Below are 16,566 nucleotides of genomic sequence, written 5' to 3'. Positions count from 1 at the left end.
TATAAAAAAAGAAAGCCTGCATAATGGGGAAAATCCCCAGCAGGCTTTCTTTTTTAATCTGGATTTTTAAACGTTACCTTGATGACTGTTTTGTCTTTTATTTCTTTGTCCTTCTTGACGCTTTGGCTGACAGCATAGCCTTGTCCGCTTACTTCAATATGAATACCCGCCAGCTCGCCGTATTGAAGAACCTCTCTTCTCGACCAGCCTGTCATATCAGGCATTTTGATTTTGCCGCCCGTTTTCAGGAAGACCTTCTGATTGGTCAGAACTTCCTCATCCGCTTTCGGATACTGTTCTTTTACAGCGATATCACTGCCGATGACAATCGGTGTGAGATTCTCTTCTTTTGCTTTCTTTTGAGCAGCAGTTACCGTTTGATCTGTTAAATCAGGCATCGTCTGCGCTTTTGTTTTTTCCTTATCTGAGTCAGACTTTTCAGTTGGCTCTATGTTTAGGTAGTGCAGGCTGTTTTTCATTGTTGGGTTGAAGATTTCAGAAACTGGATTTGAACCCGTTTCATCATTCTCTAATTGCGGCTGCTGTACTGCAACATAGATCAGCAACTCGGGATCATCTTTAGGCGCCATTCCCATTACAGAAAATACGTAATTATCGCGTCCAGATAAATAACCGTTTTGCCCGGCAATTTGTGCTGTCCCGGTTTTAACAGCTACATCAAAACCTTCAATTTTATAAGGCCGTCCAGTACCGATATCAGATGTAACGACATCACCTAAAATATTACGAACCTCTTTAGCGGTGTCAGCAGAGATTGGCGTACCGGCTGACTGAGGTTTATTTTGATAAATGGTTTTCTTCGTATCAGGATCAACAATATGGTCTATGACGTAGGGTTGCATCATTTTACCGTCATTTGCTATTGCAGTCGCAGCCTGCAGCTGTTGAATTGGTGTAACAGCAGAAGCTTGACCATATGCAGTCGATGCTTTATCAAATTCATATTTAAAGTTCATTTTACTTGATACTTCATTCGGCAAGTCAATACCTGTTTTTTGATAGAAATTGAATTTATGCAGATATTCATCAAGACGGGTATAGCCCAGCTTTTCATTAGCCAATTTGGCAAAAGCCACATTAGAAGACCTTACTACACCGTCATGGTATGTTGTTGCCCCCCAGCCTACTCCGTCATTATGGTCTTTTACTATTCCTCCGCCTACTTTATATGTTCCGGACTTGTACTTTTCATTGCCGTTATACACATTCTCCTGTATGGCAGCAGCAAGTGTAAAAATCTTCATCGTTGACCCGGGCTCATACGCATATGAAATCAAATCATTATAGTAGTTTGTCACATCACGCGTGTTCGGGTCAAAGCTTGGGCGCTGTCCCATCGCAAGGACTTTGCCCGTTTTCGGATCGACGACTGCGGCCATGATTTTTTTCGGATTATACTTTTTCGCCACTTTTGTCATGCTGTCTTCCAAAAAGGTTTGAATTTTTTGGTCAATGGTTAAATATACATTGTCACCATTTTTTGGCGCTGTAATTTTATTTTTGCTGTTCGGGAGCTCCCAGCCGGATTTGTCACTTTCATAAGTCACATATCCGTCCCGCTCCTTCAAATACTTATCCAGCACTTTTTCTAATCCCATCGCGCCGGAAATTTCATTTGTGTCTTGATCAACCTCGGCATAGCCGATTAAATTGGATGCAAAAACGCCGTTTGGATAGTAGCGTTTTGTATCCCGTAAAAATGAAATGCCCGGGAGTTTCAGCTTTTCGATCTTTTGCTTTTGTGAATACGTAATATCCCGGCCCGCTGAGCCGAACTCTACTTGTTTTGCATCCTTATTTAAGATATCAAGGATATCAGCCTTGTCTATGTTTATTACTTTAGACAGCGCTTCCGCCGTTTTTTCTTTGTCTTGGACATGCTGAGGATGCTTGACATCAGTGGTCATTTTTTTATCGAGAATCGCAATCAGCTTATACGTAGCTGTGTCCTCTGCAATCACTTTTCCGGTTCGGTCTAATATCGAGCCGCGGCTTGCTTCGATGGTCCGTTTCTTTTCATGCTGCTCTGTTGCTTTTGTCGCAAGCACTTCACCGTTCGCTTTTCCGGTTATTTGAATATATGCCATTCTCCCCAGGATGACAAAGAAAAAGAGAGCGAAACAAATACTTAGAATCGCTGCTCCTCTATTCATAAATTTATTCTTTTTTGGCATTTGAATCATTCCTGTATGTTTTTCACTTTTTTATCTTTTAAATTCAAGCCGTTCTTTTTCGCAATGTCCATAATGCGCTGCGGTTTGCTTAAATCAGCAACGCTTTTTTCGAGGTCACCAATTTGCTTATTTTCGGATGAAATTTGCTCCTCAAGCTTTTGTACCTCAATATTGGTTTGATATGCCGCATACGCCTTCGATACGATCAAAAGCGATACGCTGAGCACCACCGCAGCAAAGAGGACAAGAAGCACTTTTTCTCCGAGAGTAATGGAAGCCCTTTTCTTGACAATCACTTTTTTCTCAGGACTGATCGCATGCCGCTGCTGTTTCTCTGGTTGGTAAGCTAAATTGCTCATAGGCTGATGACCTCCTTTTAATTTTGCTTTCGTGTTTCGTTATTTTCTTTTTTCGGCAATCCGAAGCTTCGCAGAACGAGCCCGGTTGTTTTCTTCAAGCTCTTCATGAGATGCCGTAATCGGTTTTCGTGTGATGAGCTTCAGCTCCGGTTCAAACTCTTCCGGTATGACAGGAAGACCCGGTGGAAGTTCCGGAAGCGACGACTTTTCTTTAAAAGTGCTTTTGCAAATTCTGTCTTCAAGCGAGTGGAAGGTAATGACTGATACCCTTCCCCCTGGCTTAAGAACCTCAATTGCCTGCTCCAAAGCCTCTTCAAAAACCTTAAGTTCATCGTTCACGGCAATTCTGATTGCCTGAAACACGCGTTTAGCGGGATGTCCCCCGCTCCTTCTCGCTGGAGCGGGAATCGCGTCTTTTATTAGATCGACCAGTTGGCCCGTAGTTTGAATAGGAGATTTGATTCTTGCCTCCTCAATTTTTCTGGCGATCTGTTTGCTGAACTTCTCTTCGCCGTATTTAAAGAAAATACGTACGAGATCCTCATAGCGCCACTCATTTACGACTTCTTTCGCCGTAAGCGTGGCCGACTGGTCCATCCTCATGTCCAACGGAGCGTCATGATGGTAACTGAATCCGCGTTCCGGTGTATCCAGCTGCGGGGAGGACACCCCTAAATCAAATAAAATACCGTCTACTTCTGTAATGCCTTGTTCATTCAAACATTCTTTTAAATACCTGAAATTGCTTTTAATCAGAATGAGCTGCCCTTTATAATCGGACAACGCTTCTTTCGCATGCTGTAATGCCGTATCATCTTGGTCAAAAGCGATTAAACGCCCCTTCTCGGATAACTGCTGCAATAAGTATGTACTGTGCCCAGCTCCGCCGAGTGTGCAGTCTACATATGTACCGTCCGGTTTAATATTAAGCCCGTCTACGGTTTCATGAAGAAGTACTGTCTTGTGTTGAAACATATTGTGTTGGTCCCACCTTTTATCAGGATGAATTGAAATTGTTTTTAGAGTGTTATACACGAAGAATCATTATATATCAAACCCAATCATGTTTTCAGCAATTTCAGCAAATGAATCTTCTTGCTCTTCTGTGTATTGTTCCCAAATTACTTTACTCCACAATTCAATTCGATTAGAAACCCCGATAACAACACATTCTTTTTCCAGTTTGGCGTAATTCAATAGAGATGATGCAATATTTACCCTGCCTTGCTTGTCCAGTTCGCATTCGGTAGCCCCTGAAAAGAAGAAACGGGTAAACGCGCGGGCATCTTTCTTAGTGAGAGGAAGAGCTTTTAGTTTTTCTTCAATTTGTTTCCATTCGTGCATAGGGTAGCCGAAGAGACATTGGTCAAGCCCTCTAGTTAGCACAAACTGCTCACCGAGGCCTTCTCTGAATTTAGCGGGTACGATCATGCGGCCCTTCGCATCGATGGTATGCTGATATTCACCCATAAACATGATCTCTTGCCCCACTTTCTCTCCTTAACTCACCACTATCCACCACTTCTCTCCACAACTTCATTTTACACTGTTTACCCATAAAAAAAAACCCTGAACTATTCAGGGTTCTTTAAAACTTTATTTCAAAGTTTGACAACTTGATGTTGATTTTGAAAAGAAAATGGCAGATTCTTGAATGATGTGAAGAATTTTGGACCGTACCTGTTCAAATAATACATAATATTCCAAATTCGTTCTTGCGGCGCAAGCATCGGCTTAATGCTATTTTGGATTCTCTCATAATCCTTCAGCACGTAGCCTTCTTTCTCTTCAATTCGTTTCGTCACCGTACGCTCTAAAAACTGAAGCTGACCCTGGATAAAAGCGGCATTTTTCATGAGTAAAGGTTCCATGCTTTGATCAACCTTTAACGCCTCCTGCCGGACCGTTTTGTGAATCGCTTCAATTTGGCTCTTCGCCTGATCCATCACTGCGGTAAACTCTTCCGGAATCTGGCGCTCAAAGTATGTCTCTCTTTGATTCTCCGTTCCGCGTTCAATCGCGTCTTGTAACGAGATATTCCGTTCAAGCAGTTTTTTCTCAATATGCCGTTCAAGTATTGTAATGTTCAGCCTCGGCATAACAGGAGGCATTTTAAAGCCCATCACCGCAAAGGCCTGTTTGAGCTCACCCCAATAGTTGATTTCTCCAGGGCCTGCAATAAATGCTAAAGTCGGAATGAGGTATTCCTGCATTAACGGTCTCGTCACAACATTGTTGCTGAAGCGCTCAGGATGTTCTTCCATATGGGTATAAAGTTCATCCATCGTCCATCCGAGATCAAGCTCATTGATAACAAAACGGCCGTTATCTTTTTCAATTAAAAAACGTTCTTCTTCATATTCATAAAACAGATTCGCCTGCTCTTTTCCGGACTCGATAATCGGTTTGTAGCCTGCTTCACGCATGAAGGCCTGCTGATCTGAAACAGCGCGGGCGAGTTCATCATTTTCCCGAAGAATCTTTTGGAACATGGCCGTTTCCAGCTTTTTAATCCCCGGATCTCCAGAATTTAATAATACTAGGCCCTCCTCTTGGAACAGATCCGCAATCAGCAGTTCAAAGAAGTCAGTAAACGTAACAGATTCCCTTAAACATCGTTTTACATTGTCGAGAAGTGCATTCGTATGGTCTGTTTCTTCAAACGCGGCAAATACATCATCTATCCAGGCGGCACATTTTTCCTGATCAAGCGATGTGCTTGCTGCCGAAGACTTCTTCCAGTAAGACTGAGGCAGCTTTTTTTTCACAGGCCCATTCTCTTCTGACGTATGGACAAAATTAATCTCATCCAAATCGTGGTCTTCTCCGGCCACCCAAAAGATCGGTATGACAGGCACTTGCAGTTGCTTTTCTTGTTCCTTTGCTAACACAATGATTGAAATGATTTTATGTATAGTGTAAAGCGGTCCTGTTAAAAGTCCGGCCTGCTGTCCGCCGACAACAGCGGCACTTGACGGGTCCTTCAGCTTCTCAATGGCAGACTGCATGGCACTTGATCCGAATTTATGATGGTAAGAGGATAAGTACGCCGCCAATTCCTCTCTTGCGAAAAACCGGGAGGATAAATCTTTCAGTCTTTCGCGCCACATGTCCTTATGATGAATGCTGTAATCAAAAAAAGAAGACATTTCTTCTTTGCCATCTATATAGTGCTGTACAAACACATTCTGATTTTTGATGGAAAGTTCAGTTAGCTGCATCTTCTAGAACTTCCTTTCTCCAATAAATAGTTAGTTATCCGAAATGAGTATAGCATGTTACCGAAAAAGCTCAAAAGACTTTGTTTGTATTTCGCTCCAAAGCTTTAATGCTGCCGTATAAAAACTCCAGGTGGACGGCATCAAGGCCCTGAAGTCTTGCTTCCTTCAATAAATATCCGATAATGGCGTCAGCTTCTGTCTGCCGGCCTTCGATGACGTCAACCAGCATAGAAGAACGATTTTCTTTCGTTTGCCCGCAAACGGACCGAACCCGTTCCCAAGCCTCTTCTTCGTTTTCAAGCCTTAAAATACGGCACGCCTCCTTAAAAACCAGCTTCATAAAAGCCAGATAAGCCGGCGTTGTCAGCAGTTCTCCGTTCTTCACCTGCAATAACGCGGTTAACGGATTGATACAAGCATTTACAATCAGCTTGCCCGTCAGCAGGCGGTACCAATCCGTCTCATAACGAATCGGAAAATCCGAATGGTTATGCGAAAGCAAGACATTCAGCCGATCTGGTTCAGCATCGTCGAACGCGCTCCATTTTATCGCACCTAAGCCTGTATGTTCAACAGCAGTATCTGATTTCCTTACAGCTCCGTGCTCAGCAATTCCAACATAAATGGAATGGCCAGCGCGCCAGTCTTTGAGATCATGGATATGCCCCATACCGTTTTGCAAAAATAAAATATTCGTTTTCCCGATCCGTTCAAGCGATGGAAAAACAGACTGAAGCTGATGCTGCTTCACTGTCACGACAAGAAGATCAAAATGCGAATTGATTCTCATGTCCGCACTGCAATCAGCTCTGAATTCTTCTCCGCCTTTATAAAGCCGGATCCCTTCAGACTGAATGGCCGCAGCCTGTTCTTCCCGCCTCGTCACAACAGTCACCTCGTGATGAAGTGACAAATAATAGGCGCATAAAAGGCCGACGGAGCCCCCGCCGATAATTCCAATTTTCATGATGTCACACCCAATTTAGCATTTACGTATTATCATAGCAGAAGTGCAAAGAAATTACTTCTCAAAGATCCCGTGTGCTTAAAATTAAAGTTTAAATATTTGGATTTTTTAAATAAAGCGTTTACAATATATGTAGAAACAACAAAGGGGGAGATTTGTTTGGTAAAGGTAGAACGTCTGCTTATCAACTATAAAACGCTTGATGAATTCAAGAAATTCAAAGAATACGGTATCCAGGAGCTTTCAATGCTTGAAGATCTTCAGGATAATATTATTGAAAATGACAGCACTTCGCCTTTTTACGGGATTTATTTTGGGGATAAACTTGTAGCGCGAATGAGTCTATATCAAGTTAACGGCAAATCGAATCCTTATTTCGACAACCGCCAGGATTATTTGGAGCTGTGGAAGCTTGAGGTTCTTCCGGGCTACCAGAACAGAGGTTACGGGACAGCATTGGTTGAATTCGCTAAATCATTCAAAATGCCGATCCGGACAAATCCACGAATGAAATCAGCGGAATTTTGGAATAAAATGAACTTTGAAACTGTTAAGTATGATATGGCGCGGGACAAAGGGGAAAACCCGCTCATCTGGCATCCTGACATGGATCACGAAATGACACCGGGAGAGTCTGCATAGAAATAAAAACAACCGGCCTCTTCTAAATATAGGGCCGGTTCATTTCAGACGTTCATTACGTTTCTTGAGCTGCTTTTTTCATTCTTCCGTCTTCCTTTGAAACAACCATTTTTCTGGCCCGATCCATGATATCGATCAGCGCCTTGTAATCCTCTTCTGTCATCTCTAGCTGGTTCCTCAGTGTTTGATTTTCACTCCGTAAATCCTCAAGCTCTTTTTGCAGCGATTGGATTTGCTCCTTCAATTTTTCCCTTTCAAGCTGAAATTCTTGCGAAGACGGCGTTTCTTTGAATTGTTCAAGAAATTGAATCACATCCTGAATGGACAAATCTCGTTTTCCTTCTGGCGCTGCCGCGGCAGTCTGCTTCACGGAATTCGGCATATTGACTGAATGAACGCCGATTTGCTTTCTCAATTCTTTCCTCTGCTTTTTCGCAAGCTCTATGCCTGACTGGTATTGTTTTCTCACATACGAGTTCCACCTGAAGCCACAGGCTGCCGCAGTTCTGGTCAGCGCCCTTCCAACCTCCTCAAAGGCGGAAAGCTGTGTTCCTCCCTCTCGAATATGACGAAGCACCACTTCCGCCAGCAGCAAATCCTCATCCTGAGTCCAAGCATCTTGTCTGGTAATGGTCAAATTTAATCTCCCTCCATGTCAGCTTATTTATCTCATACATATGCCGGTAATAGATTAGATAGACTATTTGCACTCACAATTTTTCCGCAAGCTGACAGGAAGAGAAAAAGAAAAAGCGCAGGGTTTTCACCCTGCGCTTTTCTTACTTAGTTACTTTTTACATTTATGTCTTTGCCGTTGTATGATCCGCATGCTTTGCATACACGGTGAGACAATTTCATCTCTCCGCATGACGGACATTCTGTCATACCAGGTACATTAAGTTTGAAATGTGTACGGCGCAATCTTTTCTTCATTTTAGAAGTTCTTCTAAAAGGTACAGCCATTATTCCCACCTCCTTAAAGAGTTAAGATTCATCATCTTGTTTTAAGAGCTTTTCGAGGGCTGCAAGTCTCGGATCAACTTGATTCTTCTTGTCTTCCTCCGAAATGACTTGCCAGTCCTTTCCTTCTTGAGGAGCAGCCCCTTTTTCTTGTTCAGATTCACAAAAGATTTGCATAGGGATTTCTAAAAGAATTTCTTCTTTCACGATCGGAGTTAAGTCGATAGTATCGTCCTCAACAATGTGAACGTCATCATCTTCTATATCATCCGTCTGATGAAATATAAACAGTTCTTTTGTTGAAATTTCAAATGGATACGGAACATCAACGAGTGTTCTTGAGCATGGCAAAATCATTTCGCCTGAAATTGTAAAATCAAACGAAACCTGTTTGGATTTGATATCCGCTCTGCCCTTCACCCGGACGGGAGAAATGCGGCGAATGTCAGAATTCAGTTTTGTCAGCTCATTTAACTCAACTGTTTCATCAAACTCAAAACTTTGTTTTGGCATTTGATGCAGCTGATAAATCGTCCATTTCATTTGTATCACCTCAGGAAAGCAACAAACATGATTATAGCTTTTAAGATTGTTTTTGTCAATATTTTTTCTTTACAGCATAATGCTGCCATTCAAGTATCGTTGACAGCGGAATGTGCTATGCATACACTTAAAACAAAAATAAGACATAAGAGTTTCCATTTGCAAATGTACCATACGTTTTTAAACATAGCAAGAAAGGCGGAAAAAATATGAAAGCTGTCGGATTGGTGGTTGAATATAATCCCTTTCATAACGGTCACCTTTATCATGCCCAAACAGCAAAGCGGCAAACCGGATGCGACGCGGCTATCGCGGTAATGAGCGGGCATTTTTTACAGCGAGGAGAACCAGCTGTTGTGTCAAAATGGGCACGAACAAAAATGGCGCTGCAAAGCGGCGTCGATCTTGTGATTGAGCTGCCTTATCTGTATGCGGTGCAAAAAGCGGAGATTTTTGCACGCGGCAGTGTATCCAGCCTGAACAAACTCGGATGCGAGGCGCTGTTTTTCGGGAGCGAAAATGGTGATATTGAGCCGTTTTTAAAAACTGCAAAGCTTATTAATGATCATAAACATACATTTGATCAGCGTATTAAAGAAGAAGTTAAAAAGGGTGCCAGTTACCCAGCAGCGGCAGCTATCGCCTTCAGCTCCATTTTACATACCGAAAATGCACTTGATTTGTCAAAACCAAACAACATTCTGGGATACCATTATGTGACTTCCATTCTTTCCGGGAGATATCCGATGAAACCTTATACCACAGCTCGAATTTCCTCGGACTATCATGATGCCGACCTTCCTGAAGGCGAACACCATATCGCAAGCGCCACAAGCATCAGAAAAGCGATGATTGAACAGAATCTTGAAACCTGCCTTCGGTTTCTTCCTGCTGCATCTGCATGTGAATTGGCAGATTACCGCAAATCTTTCGGACTGTGGCATACACCTGAAAGCTATTTTTCTTACTTAAAATACAGCCTTTCAACTGTAACAGCACAGGAATTACAGCAAATATACGAGGTGGAGGAGGGCTTAGAGCACAGAATTCTTCGTTCAATCAGAAAAGCCAGCTCCTATCAGGAATTTATGGAGCTGCTGAAAACAAAACGTTATACGTGGACAAGGCTTCAGCGGATGAACACGCACATTTTAACCAGAACGAAAAAACAGGATATACACAAGCTGCTTGACGACAAAGAAGTGCCTTATATCAGGCTTCTCGGCATGACGAAAAAAGGACAGGCTTATTTATCGGAAAAGAAAAAAGCGCTGTCCGTTCCGCTTGTCAGCAAACTGTCTTCTTTCTCCCATCCCGCTCTAGATCTGGACATTAAAGCGAGCAGAATCTACAGCCTGCCGATAGAAGAGCCACTGAGAACTGAGTTTGACCTGCAAGAATACGGACATGCACCGATTCAATATGACGAAGATGAACAACGTTTTTTAAACTTATAGAAAAAGCACCTGAGTATCAGGTGCTTTTTGCTTTCAGCTTATTCAAATAATCAATCGCATCCTGCATCGTATCAACAGGCACAATCTTCATGTCTGAATCGATATCTTTTGCTGTTTTTACTGCGTTTTTATAATCAGAATTGCTGGCACCGTTTTGATTTGGCGCGAAGAAAATGTCTTTTCCGGCTTTGTCTGCGGCGACGACTTTTTGATCAATGCCGCCAATCGGGCCTACTTTTCCGTCAACATCAATTGTACCGGTTCCCGCAATATCGTAGCCTTTTGTTTCGTCTGTTTTTGTCAGCTGATTATAGATTTCAAGAGACATCATTAACCCTGCTGACGGTCCGCCGATATTTTCGATTTCAAAATCAATATCAGGCTCCACTTCCACGTTTCTGTCCGTATAGAGCGATACTCCGATTCCTGCCCGTTCCGGCTCATCAGGAAATTGTTTTAACGAAAGGGTGACACTCTTTTCTTTTTCTTCTCTTTCGATTTTTAACGTGACTTTATCTCCCGCTTTTTTGCTGCTGATATAATCAATCAGCTTTTCAGCAGACTGATAGTTTTTGCCGTCTGCGCTGATGATTTTATCACCGACTTCTATTTTCCCTTTTGCAGGCATGTTTTCTACAACTGAGCTTGCGTATATGCCGTTAAAGGAATAGCTGACTTTTTTTCCTGCCTTTTGATAGGCGGCTATGACGGCGTTTTCTTGCGAACTTTCCATCATTTGGATCTGCCTTTTCATATACTCCTTATCTGATTCGCCTTCTTCCTTGATGCTTTCATCAGGAACAATCTCATAATAAGGGTGCATCTTTGCCCACACATATGTAAATGGATTAGCCGGTCCCACTTTGACAGTCATTAAGGACAGACTCCCTTTTTCCGGGTAGCCTCCCTCCACTTTTATCAGTGAAGCAAGCTCTGTCGCTTCTCCCGGTTTTGTAATATAAAATGGAAGTTTTATAAATGATAAAACGGCAATCAAAATGAGGATGACAAGCATCCAGCTAAAATGTTTTTTACGTAGCAAATTATAAGCCCTCCCAATTCTCTATTTCTTTTTTTATCTGGCTGATCATTCGGTTTGTCGCCTCCTCGCCTGCCGATATCATTGCTTCAATATTGGCAAACGAGCTGGAGCTGTATGTTTCAAGAGAAGGGCGAATCATGATATCCGCGGCGATCGTTTGATGTCGCACCAATTCATTTTGCAGTATATCCATACTTTGCATAATTACATCAAAAATATGCGACGCCGTTTCGGTTTTTCGAACCCTGGAGACATCAGAGGCGATGATGATATCAGCGCCCATGTCTTTTACAACAGAAACCGGAATTCGGTCTACGACCGCGCCATCTACAAGAAGCCGTCCGTCCAGCTTCTGCGGAATAAAGATACCCGGTATGCTTATGCTGGCCCGCACCGCATCTGACACTGATCCTTTGCGGAATACAATCTTTTCTCCCGTCTGTAAATCACATGCAACAATGCCCAGCGGGATTTGAAGCTCTTCGATCGGTTTTCCGAATGTATAAGCATGCACAAGCTGCCTGACGCGGTCACCTTTTAAAAAACCGAGTCTGGGCACTGTATAATCAGCATAAAACCGCCGTTTAAAGGCTTTGGCGACTTTTTTCATCGTTGCCACGTCATGGCCGGCGGCATAGAAACTGCCCACCAAAGCGCCCATGCTGCTCCCCGCAATCATATCCACTTCAATTTGGTGCTTATGTAAACTGGAAAGCACACCGAGATGAGCGAGCCCTCTGGCCCCTCCCGATCCTAACGCTAACCCGATTTTAGGTTTGGCCAACGCGTTAACCTCCTGCCTGAATTCCCTGTATACCGAATTCTATGGTCTAAACTGAACCCCTATGCTCGTATATTAGTACAAAGAATCAAGAGGACAGGTACTGCTTGGCCGTTTCGTGTCATACATTATTTTATCATGATATACATGTCATTGGGCATTTTTAGCATCGGGGAGGTAAGAATGAACTTGTCGAAGATTAATACACTTTTGATTGCTTCGTTTTTTCTTTTTTTAACAGCGACTGTCATCTCACATCCGCAGGCTTCATTCGAAGCCTCTAAAACCGGGCTTTCTATGTGGTGGGAAGTTGTGTTTCCGTCATTGCTGCCATTTTTTATTCTGTCTGAACTCTTAATCGGTTTTGGCATTGTACGGTTTGTCGGTGTTTTGCTTGAGCCTTTTATGCGGCCGATCTTTCGTGTGCCGGGTGTCGGCGGCTTCGTACTTGCTATGGGAATGGCATCAGGAAACCCAGCGGGAGCAAAACTCACTGCCCGTCTGCGGCAGGAAAAACAGATTTCAAGAGTAGAAGCAGAACGGCTTGCGTCGTTTACCAATTCTTCAAACCCGCTCTTTATTTTCGGCGCTGTTGCCGTCGGTTTCTTTCAAAACGCGTCATTGGGCATTTTATTGGCTTCTGCACACTATTTGGGGAATCTGGCTGTCGGTTTAACGATGCGTTCCTACGGACGCAAGGAAGAGCAGCATCTCAGAAGGAGGAAAACGATACCTTTTCCTTCGATCAAAGATGCTTTACACGCTCTTCACACTGCCAGACTTGCGGAAAAACGGCCTCTGGGCAAAATTTTAGGCGACGCTGTGACGTCTTCAGTTCAAACGCTCCTTATGGTAGGCGGCTTTATTATTTTATTTTCTGTCTTTAACCGGCTGTTGTCTGTCATTCAGCTGACTGATATTCTGTCTGTTTTCACAAAAGGCGCGCTGACCTTGTTTCAGCTTCCGGCTCAATTGGACATTCCCCTTTTATCAGGGATGTTTGAAATCACGTTAGGAAGCAAGCTTGTCAGCGAGACAGATGTTTCTCTTCTGCAAAAAGCCATTATCGTCAGCTTTATTCTCGGGTTTAGCGGCTTTTCCGTTCAAGCTCAGGTGGCAGGTATTTTATCGGAAACCGATATCAGATTTAAACCATTCTTTATCGCACGTTTGCTGCAGGGCGTTTATGCGGCCGTGTTCGTCATGCTTTTATGGAAACCTCTTTACATAGCATGGCATGATCCATATCAGCATGTATTCAAACCTCTTAATAGCGGCGAAATGCCAACTGCATTTATAAACGGATGGAATCTGCTTGTGCAGATTGGACCTGCTGTCACATTATGCGCGCTGTTTACGTACATTATCATTTTTTCTTACAGACTGACAAACGGAACAAAAAAAGGATGAGTCAAAACCCTCATCCTTGTCTGAATTTTTGCTGAAGCGCCAGCTCTACTTCCGGCGGCACAAACTCTGATACCGAGCCATTGTATCTTGCCACTTCTTTTACGATACTTGAACTTAAAAACGAATATTGATTGTTTGTCATCATAAAAAACGTCTCAATGGATTCATCCAGCACACGGTTTACGGATGTCCCCTGCATCTCGTATTCAAAATCAGATACCGCTCTCAAGCCTCTTAAAATCGCTTTCGCATTTTTTCTTTTTGCATAATCGATCAACAGCCCTTGCGACGTTTCAACTGTTATGTTTGGAATGTCTTTTGTCACTTCTCTCAGAAGCTCACACCGTTCTTCCACACTGAACAAGGGCTTTTTTGAAGAATTATTCAGCACACATACATACACTTGTTCAAAAATATGCGCCCCGCGTCTGATGATGTCCAAATGCCCGTAGGTCACCGGATCAAAACTGCCGGGACAGACAGCTATACTCGCCACATCACTACCCCCTCTTTTTATAAATCGCCACCCCTGTAAGCCCGTAGGTTTCTTTCCTTGTCATCACAAGATCTCCTACGGTTTCGGGAAGCTCAACCTCTCTGTCATGCTCAGCAACGATAAAGCCGTCTTCTTCCAGCATTTGATATTCGTCAATCATCGTTAAGAGTGCTTTCAGCTTTTGTTCCTTATACGGCGGATCAAGAAAAATTCCGCGAAAGCCTGTTTCTCTTTTGGCAGCAGCATGCAAAGCCCGTTCCGCATCATTGCGGTATACCTGTGCATGTTTTGTAAGCTCCAGCGTTTTCAAATTTGATTTTACCGTTTGAATTGCTTTAAAATCACGGTCAACAAATATACAATGCTCAAATCCGCGTGAAAGCGCTTCGATTCCTAGGCCTCCGCTCCCCGCGAATAAGTCAAGTCCCCTGCCCCCGTCAAAATAAGGGCCGATCATATTGAAAATGGATTCCTTCACTTTGTCGGTTGTCGGTCTTGTTGATGTTCCCGGCACAGCCTTTAATGAACGGCCTTTTTTTGATCCAGAAATTACTCTCATGTTCCACACCACTTTTTCTAAAAGCTATTTTGTTTCTTTGTTCGGCCGGACGCCGCTATGTACATAGAAAAAAATCATCCCTATCTTAACATAAAGCATTCTTTCAAACAATGAACGCTAATCTTGATAAACAGGTGTATAGGCAGAATGATCCTTGTCCATACTATAAGCAACAGCATCTAGAGGATGTTGTTGCCAACCGCGGAGAAGACTTACGTTTCCCCATAAGTTCTTCCTCCGGTTTCTCCTCTCCCTTTGCCTTCTCCTTAACATGTTAAGGAATAGAAGGACCCCGCAGAAGCCTGCGGGGATTTTTTTATACAGCTATATTCCGATTTTATAATCGTATTCTTTTGCTTTATCAAGCTTTGACTCGAATTCCAATTTTAAAAACGGTTTATAAGAAGGCTCTACTTTTTTCACAAACGAGTACGATGCGATCTTGTCCATTGTTTTTTCAATTTGGTCCATATCGCAATACAGCACGACATATTTTAAGCGTTTTGATACATAGTGCACATTTCCGAACTTCCTCAGCATTTTGCTTTGCTTAAGGGAATGCAAATACACAACCATGCCCTGGCGCCTATTCTCCAATACAATCACCTGCCTGATTTCTCTTTTATGTAAAAGACGAGACGGCCAGTCTCGTCAGGATACTTTGCATCCGCAGCTTCCGCCTGAACCGCAGCCGCCTCCGCATGAAGACAAACCATCAAAATAAGGGTTCCCAGTCGGAACTTTAACATGCTCTGAAACAGCAGTCCCAATCTCGACGCTAACCTCGTCAAGAATAGTCTGGAGCTCATTTTCAGCTCTCTTGAAGTCAGCCACCTTATCGTTCAGGTCCAGCTCCCGCTTGATCTCCCTCATTTTCCGGGATATTTCTCTATAGTCAGGATGATATTTGCCAAAACGCTGTACATCCTCATACTGCTCTTTTATTTTGATAAAAGAACGAATAATCCGCCCTGCCTCTTCATCTTCCTGGAGACGCTTGTAACAATTGCGGTAGTTCTCAGCCGTCTCCGACTGCAGAATCATCTCGGCAAGCTGCTGAGCTTCACTTTGAAGCCGCACGGATTCCATCGTCGCATACATAACATGCACCTCCAGTTGTTAGTTTACCATGAAACCAGCCAATTGGAAAATGCTTAACCGCAGCCCGAAAACAATCTCACGAAAAAGACCCTCTTTCGGGCCTTTTAATCTTTTGTCCGCATCGCTTGAAACATTTGCATCATCATTTGCGCCATTTGAACCCCGTTCGAAAACTGGTTCACCCGGTGCGGTATGGTTTTTTCATAAAAGTTCATCATCTCAAGCTGAAAGGAGGACAGATCATCCGGTTTTCTCGAAAGCCTGCGGTACCATATCGGCTGTTCTCTGATGAATCGTTTCCGTTCTTCGTTTGCTAAAATAAATTCCTGAACCTCTTTGCGCATATGAGCTCCCCTTTTTTAATCCTTTCGAAAAGAAAAAGGATGCTGTCCAGAGCCTGGCTGAGATTGCTTCTGGCCATTTCCGGAAAATGTATGAAGAAGACTTTGCAACGATGAGATCGACTGGCTCATTTTATTGATTTGTTCGTTCATTTGATTGACATCCATCTTTTTCACCGCTGTCACCATCTTAGAGACAAAATCATTTTTTTGCGGTGTTTCAGGCACATCTTCCGCAGCTTCTTCCGGTTCCCGATATGGATCCCAAATCGGGTCGCTCTCCCCAAAGAGAACCCAATTTTCATATACGTCCTGCCAGCTTCTTTGTTCTTTACGCACTTCTTTTATCAGCTTGGGATGCTTTTTGACGAATTGTTTAAAGTCATTGATTGAATGATCGCCATGTTGATTCGCCACAATCCTCACCCCCTCCGAAAATCGATACCTACTACAATGTATCGTTTTGTGAGGCATTGTGTTCGCCTATATTCA

General features: G+C 43.1%; 21 protein-coding genes. 4 read left to right on the top strand and 17 right to left on the bottom strand.

What is annotated here, in order from left to right; translation table 11 throughout:
- Positions 1–53 precede the first annotated feature (53 nt).
- From pbpB to M1M80_RS08375, 6 genes are all read right to left on the bottom strand, one after another.
- Positions 54–2,195 carry a penicillin-binding protein 2B gene (gene pbpB, locus M1M80_RS08400; RefSeq protein WP_060398574.1) on the bottom strand — a complete coding sequence of 714 codons (2,142 nt, stop codon included), beginning with the start codon at positions 2,193–2,195 and terminating at the stop codon, positions 54–56.
- A 5-nt stretch (positions 2,196–2,200) separates the two neighbouring features.
- Positions 2,201–2,554, bottom strand: a complete 354-nt coding sequence (gene ftsL / locus M1M80_RS08395) for a cell division protein FtsL (protein ID WP_003238704.1) — start codon at positions 2,552–2,554, stop codon at positions 2,201–2,203.
- Between the two features lie 39 nt (positions 2,555–2,593).
- Complete coding sequence (rsmH, locus tag M1M80_RS08390) at positions 2,594–3,529, bottom strand: 16S rRNA (cytosine(1402)-N(4))-methyltransferase RsmH (protein WP_003238706.1); 936 nt, start codon at positions 3,527–3,529, stop codon at positions 2,594–2,596.
- A gap of 69 nt (positions 3,530–3,598) precedes the next feature.
- The gene (gene mraZ, locus M1M80_RS08385; protein ID WP_003221402.1) at positions 3,599–4,030 is read right to left on the bottom strand and encodes a division/cell wall cluster transcriptional repressor MraZ; all 432 of its coding nucleotides are present in this window, start codon (positions 4,028–4,030) and stop codon (positions 3,599–3,601) included.
- Between the two features lie 125 nt (positions 4,031–4,155).
- Positions 4,156–5,775 (bottom strand): bacillithiol biosynthesis cysteine-adding enzyme BshC, encoded by a 1,620-nt coding sequence (bshC, locus tag M1M80_RS08380; protein WP_060398573.1) that lies wholly within the window; start codon positions 5,773–5,775, stop codon positions 4,156–4,158.
- 70 nt (positions 5,776–5,845) lie between these two features.
- Entirely contained in the window at positions 5,846–6,742 is an 897-nt protein-coding gene (locus tag M1M80_RS08375) for a 2-dehydropantoate 2-reductase (RefSeq protein ID WP_060398572.1), read from the bottom strand.
- A 159-nt stretch (positions 6,743–6,901) separates the two neighbouring features.
- Here M1M80_RS08375 and M1M80_RS08370 point away from each other — a divergent pair, with 159 nt between their 5' ends.
- On the top strand, positions 6,902–7,384 hold the full coding sequence (locus tag M1M80_RS08370) for an N-acetyltransferase (RefSeq protein ID WP_003238714.1): 483 nt from the start codon (positions 6,902–6,904) through the stop codon (positions 7,382–7,384).
- Positions 7,385–7,439: 55 nt separating this feature from the next.
- On the opposite strand, the gene gerR is transcribed toward M1M80_RS08370, so the two are convergent.
- The 3 genes from gerR to M1M80_RS08355 all read right to left on the bottom strand — a co-directional run bounded on the left by gerR (position 7,440) and on the right by M1M80_RS08355 (position 8,887).
- Positions 7,440–8,021 (bottom strand): sporulation-specific transcriptional regulator GerR, encoded by a 582-nt coding sequence (gerR, locus tag M1M80_RS08365; protein ID WP_003238716.1) that lies wholly within the window; start codon positions 8,019–8,021, stop codon positions 7,440–7,442.
- A gap of 146 nt (positions 8,022–8,167) precedes the next feature.
- The gene (gene rpmF, locus M1M80_RS08360; protein ID WP_003154457.1) at positions 8,168–8,347 is read right to left on the bottom strand and encodes a 50S ribosomal protein L32; all 180 of its coding nucleotides are present in this window, start codon (positions 8,345–8,347) and stop codon (positions 8,168–8,170) included.
- Positions 8,348–8,368: 21 nt separating this feature from the next.
- Positions 8,369–8,887: a YceD family protein gene (locus tag M1M80_RS08355; protein WP_003221388.1), complete on the bottom strand. Its 519-nt coding sequence runs from the start codon at positions 8,885–8,887 to the stop codon at positions 8,369–8,371.
- Between the two features lie 27 nt (positions 8,888–8,914).
- Between M1M80_RS08355 and M1M80_RS08350 the strand changes: the two genes are divergently transcribed.
- Both M1M80_RS08350 and M1M80_RS08345 read left to right on the top strand, forming a co-directional pair.
- Positions 8,915–9,100, top strand: a complete 186-nt coding sequence (locus tag M1M80_RS08350; RefSeq protein ID WP_003238719.1) for a hypothetical protein — start codon at positions 8,915–8,917, stop codon at positions 9,098–9,100.
- Positions 9,097–10,344, top strand: coding sequence for a nucleotidyltransferase (locus M1M80_RS08345; RefSeq protein WP_060398571.1), 1,248 nt, complete (start codon positions 9,097–9,099; stop codon positions 10,342–10,344). Before M1M80_RS08350 ends, M1M80_RS08345 begins: the two co-directional genes overlap by 4 nt.
- A gap of 16 nt (positions 10,345–10,360) precedes the next feature.
- Here the strand turns inward: M1M80_RS08345 and ddcP are convergent, their stop codons facing one another.
- Together ddcP and M1M80_RS08335 are read right to left on the bottom strand one after the other, a co-directional pair.
- Entirely contained in the window at positions 10,361–11,386 is a 1,026-nt protein-coding gene (ddcP, locus tag M1M80_RS08340; protein ID WP_060398570.1) for a protease DdcP, read from the bottom strand.
- Position 11,387: 1 nt separating this feature from the next.
- Complete coding sequence (locus M1M80_RS08335; RefSeq protein WP_003238724.1) at positions 11,388–12,170, bottom strand: patatin family protein; 783 nt, start codon at positions 12,168–12,170, stop codon at positions 11,388–11,390.
- 180 nt (positions 12,171–12,350) lie between these two features.
- On the opposite strand from M1M80_RS08335, the gene spoVV reads away from it, so the two are divergent.
- Entirely contained in the window at positions 12,351–13,577 is a 1,227-nt protein-coding gene (gene spoVV, locus M1M80_RS08330; RefSeq protein ID WP_060398569.1) for a dipicolinic acid transporter SpoVV, read from the top strand.
- Between the two features lie 10 nt (positions 13,578–13,587).
- On the opposite strand, the gene coaD is transcribed toward spoVV, so the two are convergent.
- The 6 genes from coaD to ylbD all read right to left on the bottom strand — a co-directional run bounded on the left by coaD (position 13,588) and on the right by ylbD (position 16,491).
- Positions 13,588–14,073 (bottom strand): pantetheine-phosphate adenylyltransferase, encoded by a 486-nt coding sequence (gene coaD, locus M1M80_RS08325; RefSeq protein ID WP_003238727.1) that lies wholly within the window; start codon positions 14,071–14,073, stop codon positions 13,588–13,590.
- 4 nt (positions 14,074–14,077) lie between these two features.
- Complete coding sequence (rsmD, locus tag M1M80_RS08320; RefSeq protein WP_019258325.1) at positions 14,078–14,632, bottom strand: 16S rRNA (guanine(966)-N(2))-methyltransferase RsmD; 555 nt, start codon at positions 14,630–14,632, stop codon at positions 14,078–14,080.
- 324 nt (positions 14,633–14,956) lie between these two features.
- The gene (locus M1M80_RS08315; RefSeq protein WP_009967171.1) at positions 14,957–15,229 is read right to left on the bottom strand and encodes a YlbG family protein; all 273 of its coding nucleotides are present in this window, start codon (positions 15,227–15,229) and stop codon (positions 14,957–14,959) included.
- 54 nt (positions 15,230–15,283) lie between these two features.
- A complete protein-coding gene (ricF, locus tag M1M80_RS08310; RefSeq protein ID WP_060398568.1) occupies positions 15,284–15,733 on the bottom strand; it encodes a regulatory iron-sulfur-containing complex subunit RicF in 450 nt (149 codons plus the stop codon).
- A gap of 104 nt (positions 15,734–15,837) precedes the next feature.
- The gene (locus tag M1M80_RS08305; RefSeq protein WP_003238732.1) at positions 15,838–16,077 is read right to left on the bottom strand and encodes a YlbE-like family protein; all 240 of its coding nucleotides are present in this window, start codon (positions 16,075–16,077) and stop codon (positions 15,838–15,840) included.
- Positions 16,078–16,092: 15 nt separating this feature from the next.
- Positions 16,093–16,491: a YlbD family protein gene (ylbD, locus tag M1M80_RS08300; protein ID WP_060398567.1), complete on the bottom strand. Its 399-nt coding sequence runs from the start codon at positions 16,489–16,491 to the stop codon at positions 16,093–16,095.
- Between the last annotated feature and the right edge of the window lie 75 nt (positions 16,492–16,566).

Origin of the sequence: Bacillus inaquosorum (assembly GCF_023238325.1) — a bacterium.
In the GTDB taxonomy this organism is placed as follows: domain Bacteria; phylum Bacillota; class Bacilli; order Bacillales; family Bacillaceae; genus Bacillus; species Bacillus inaquosorum.
The sequence above is the reverse complement of the archived record's forward strand: the minus strand, read 5'-3'. Positions and strand labels throughout refer to the sequence as shown.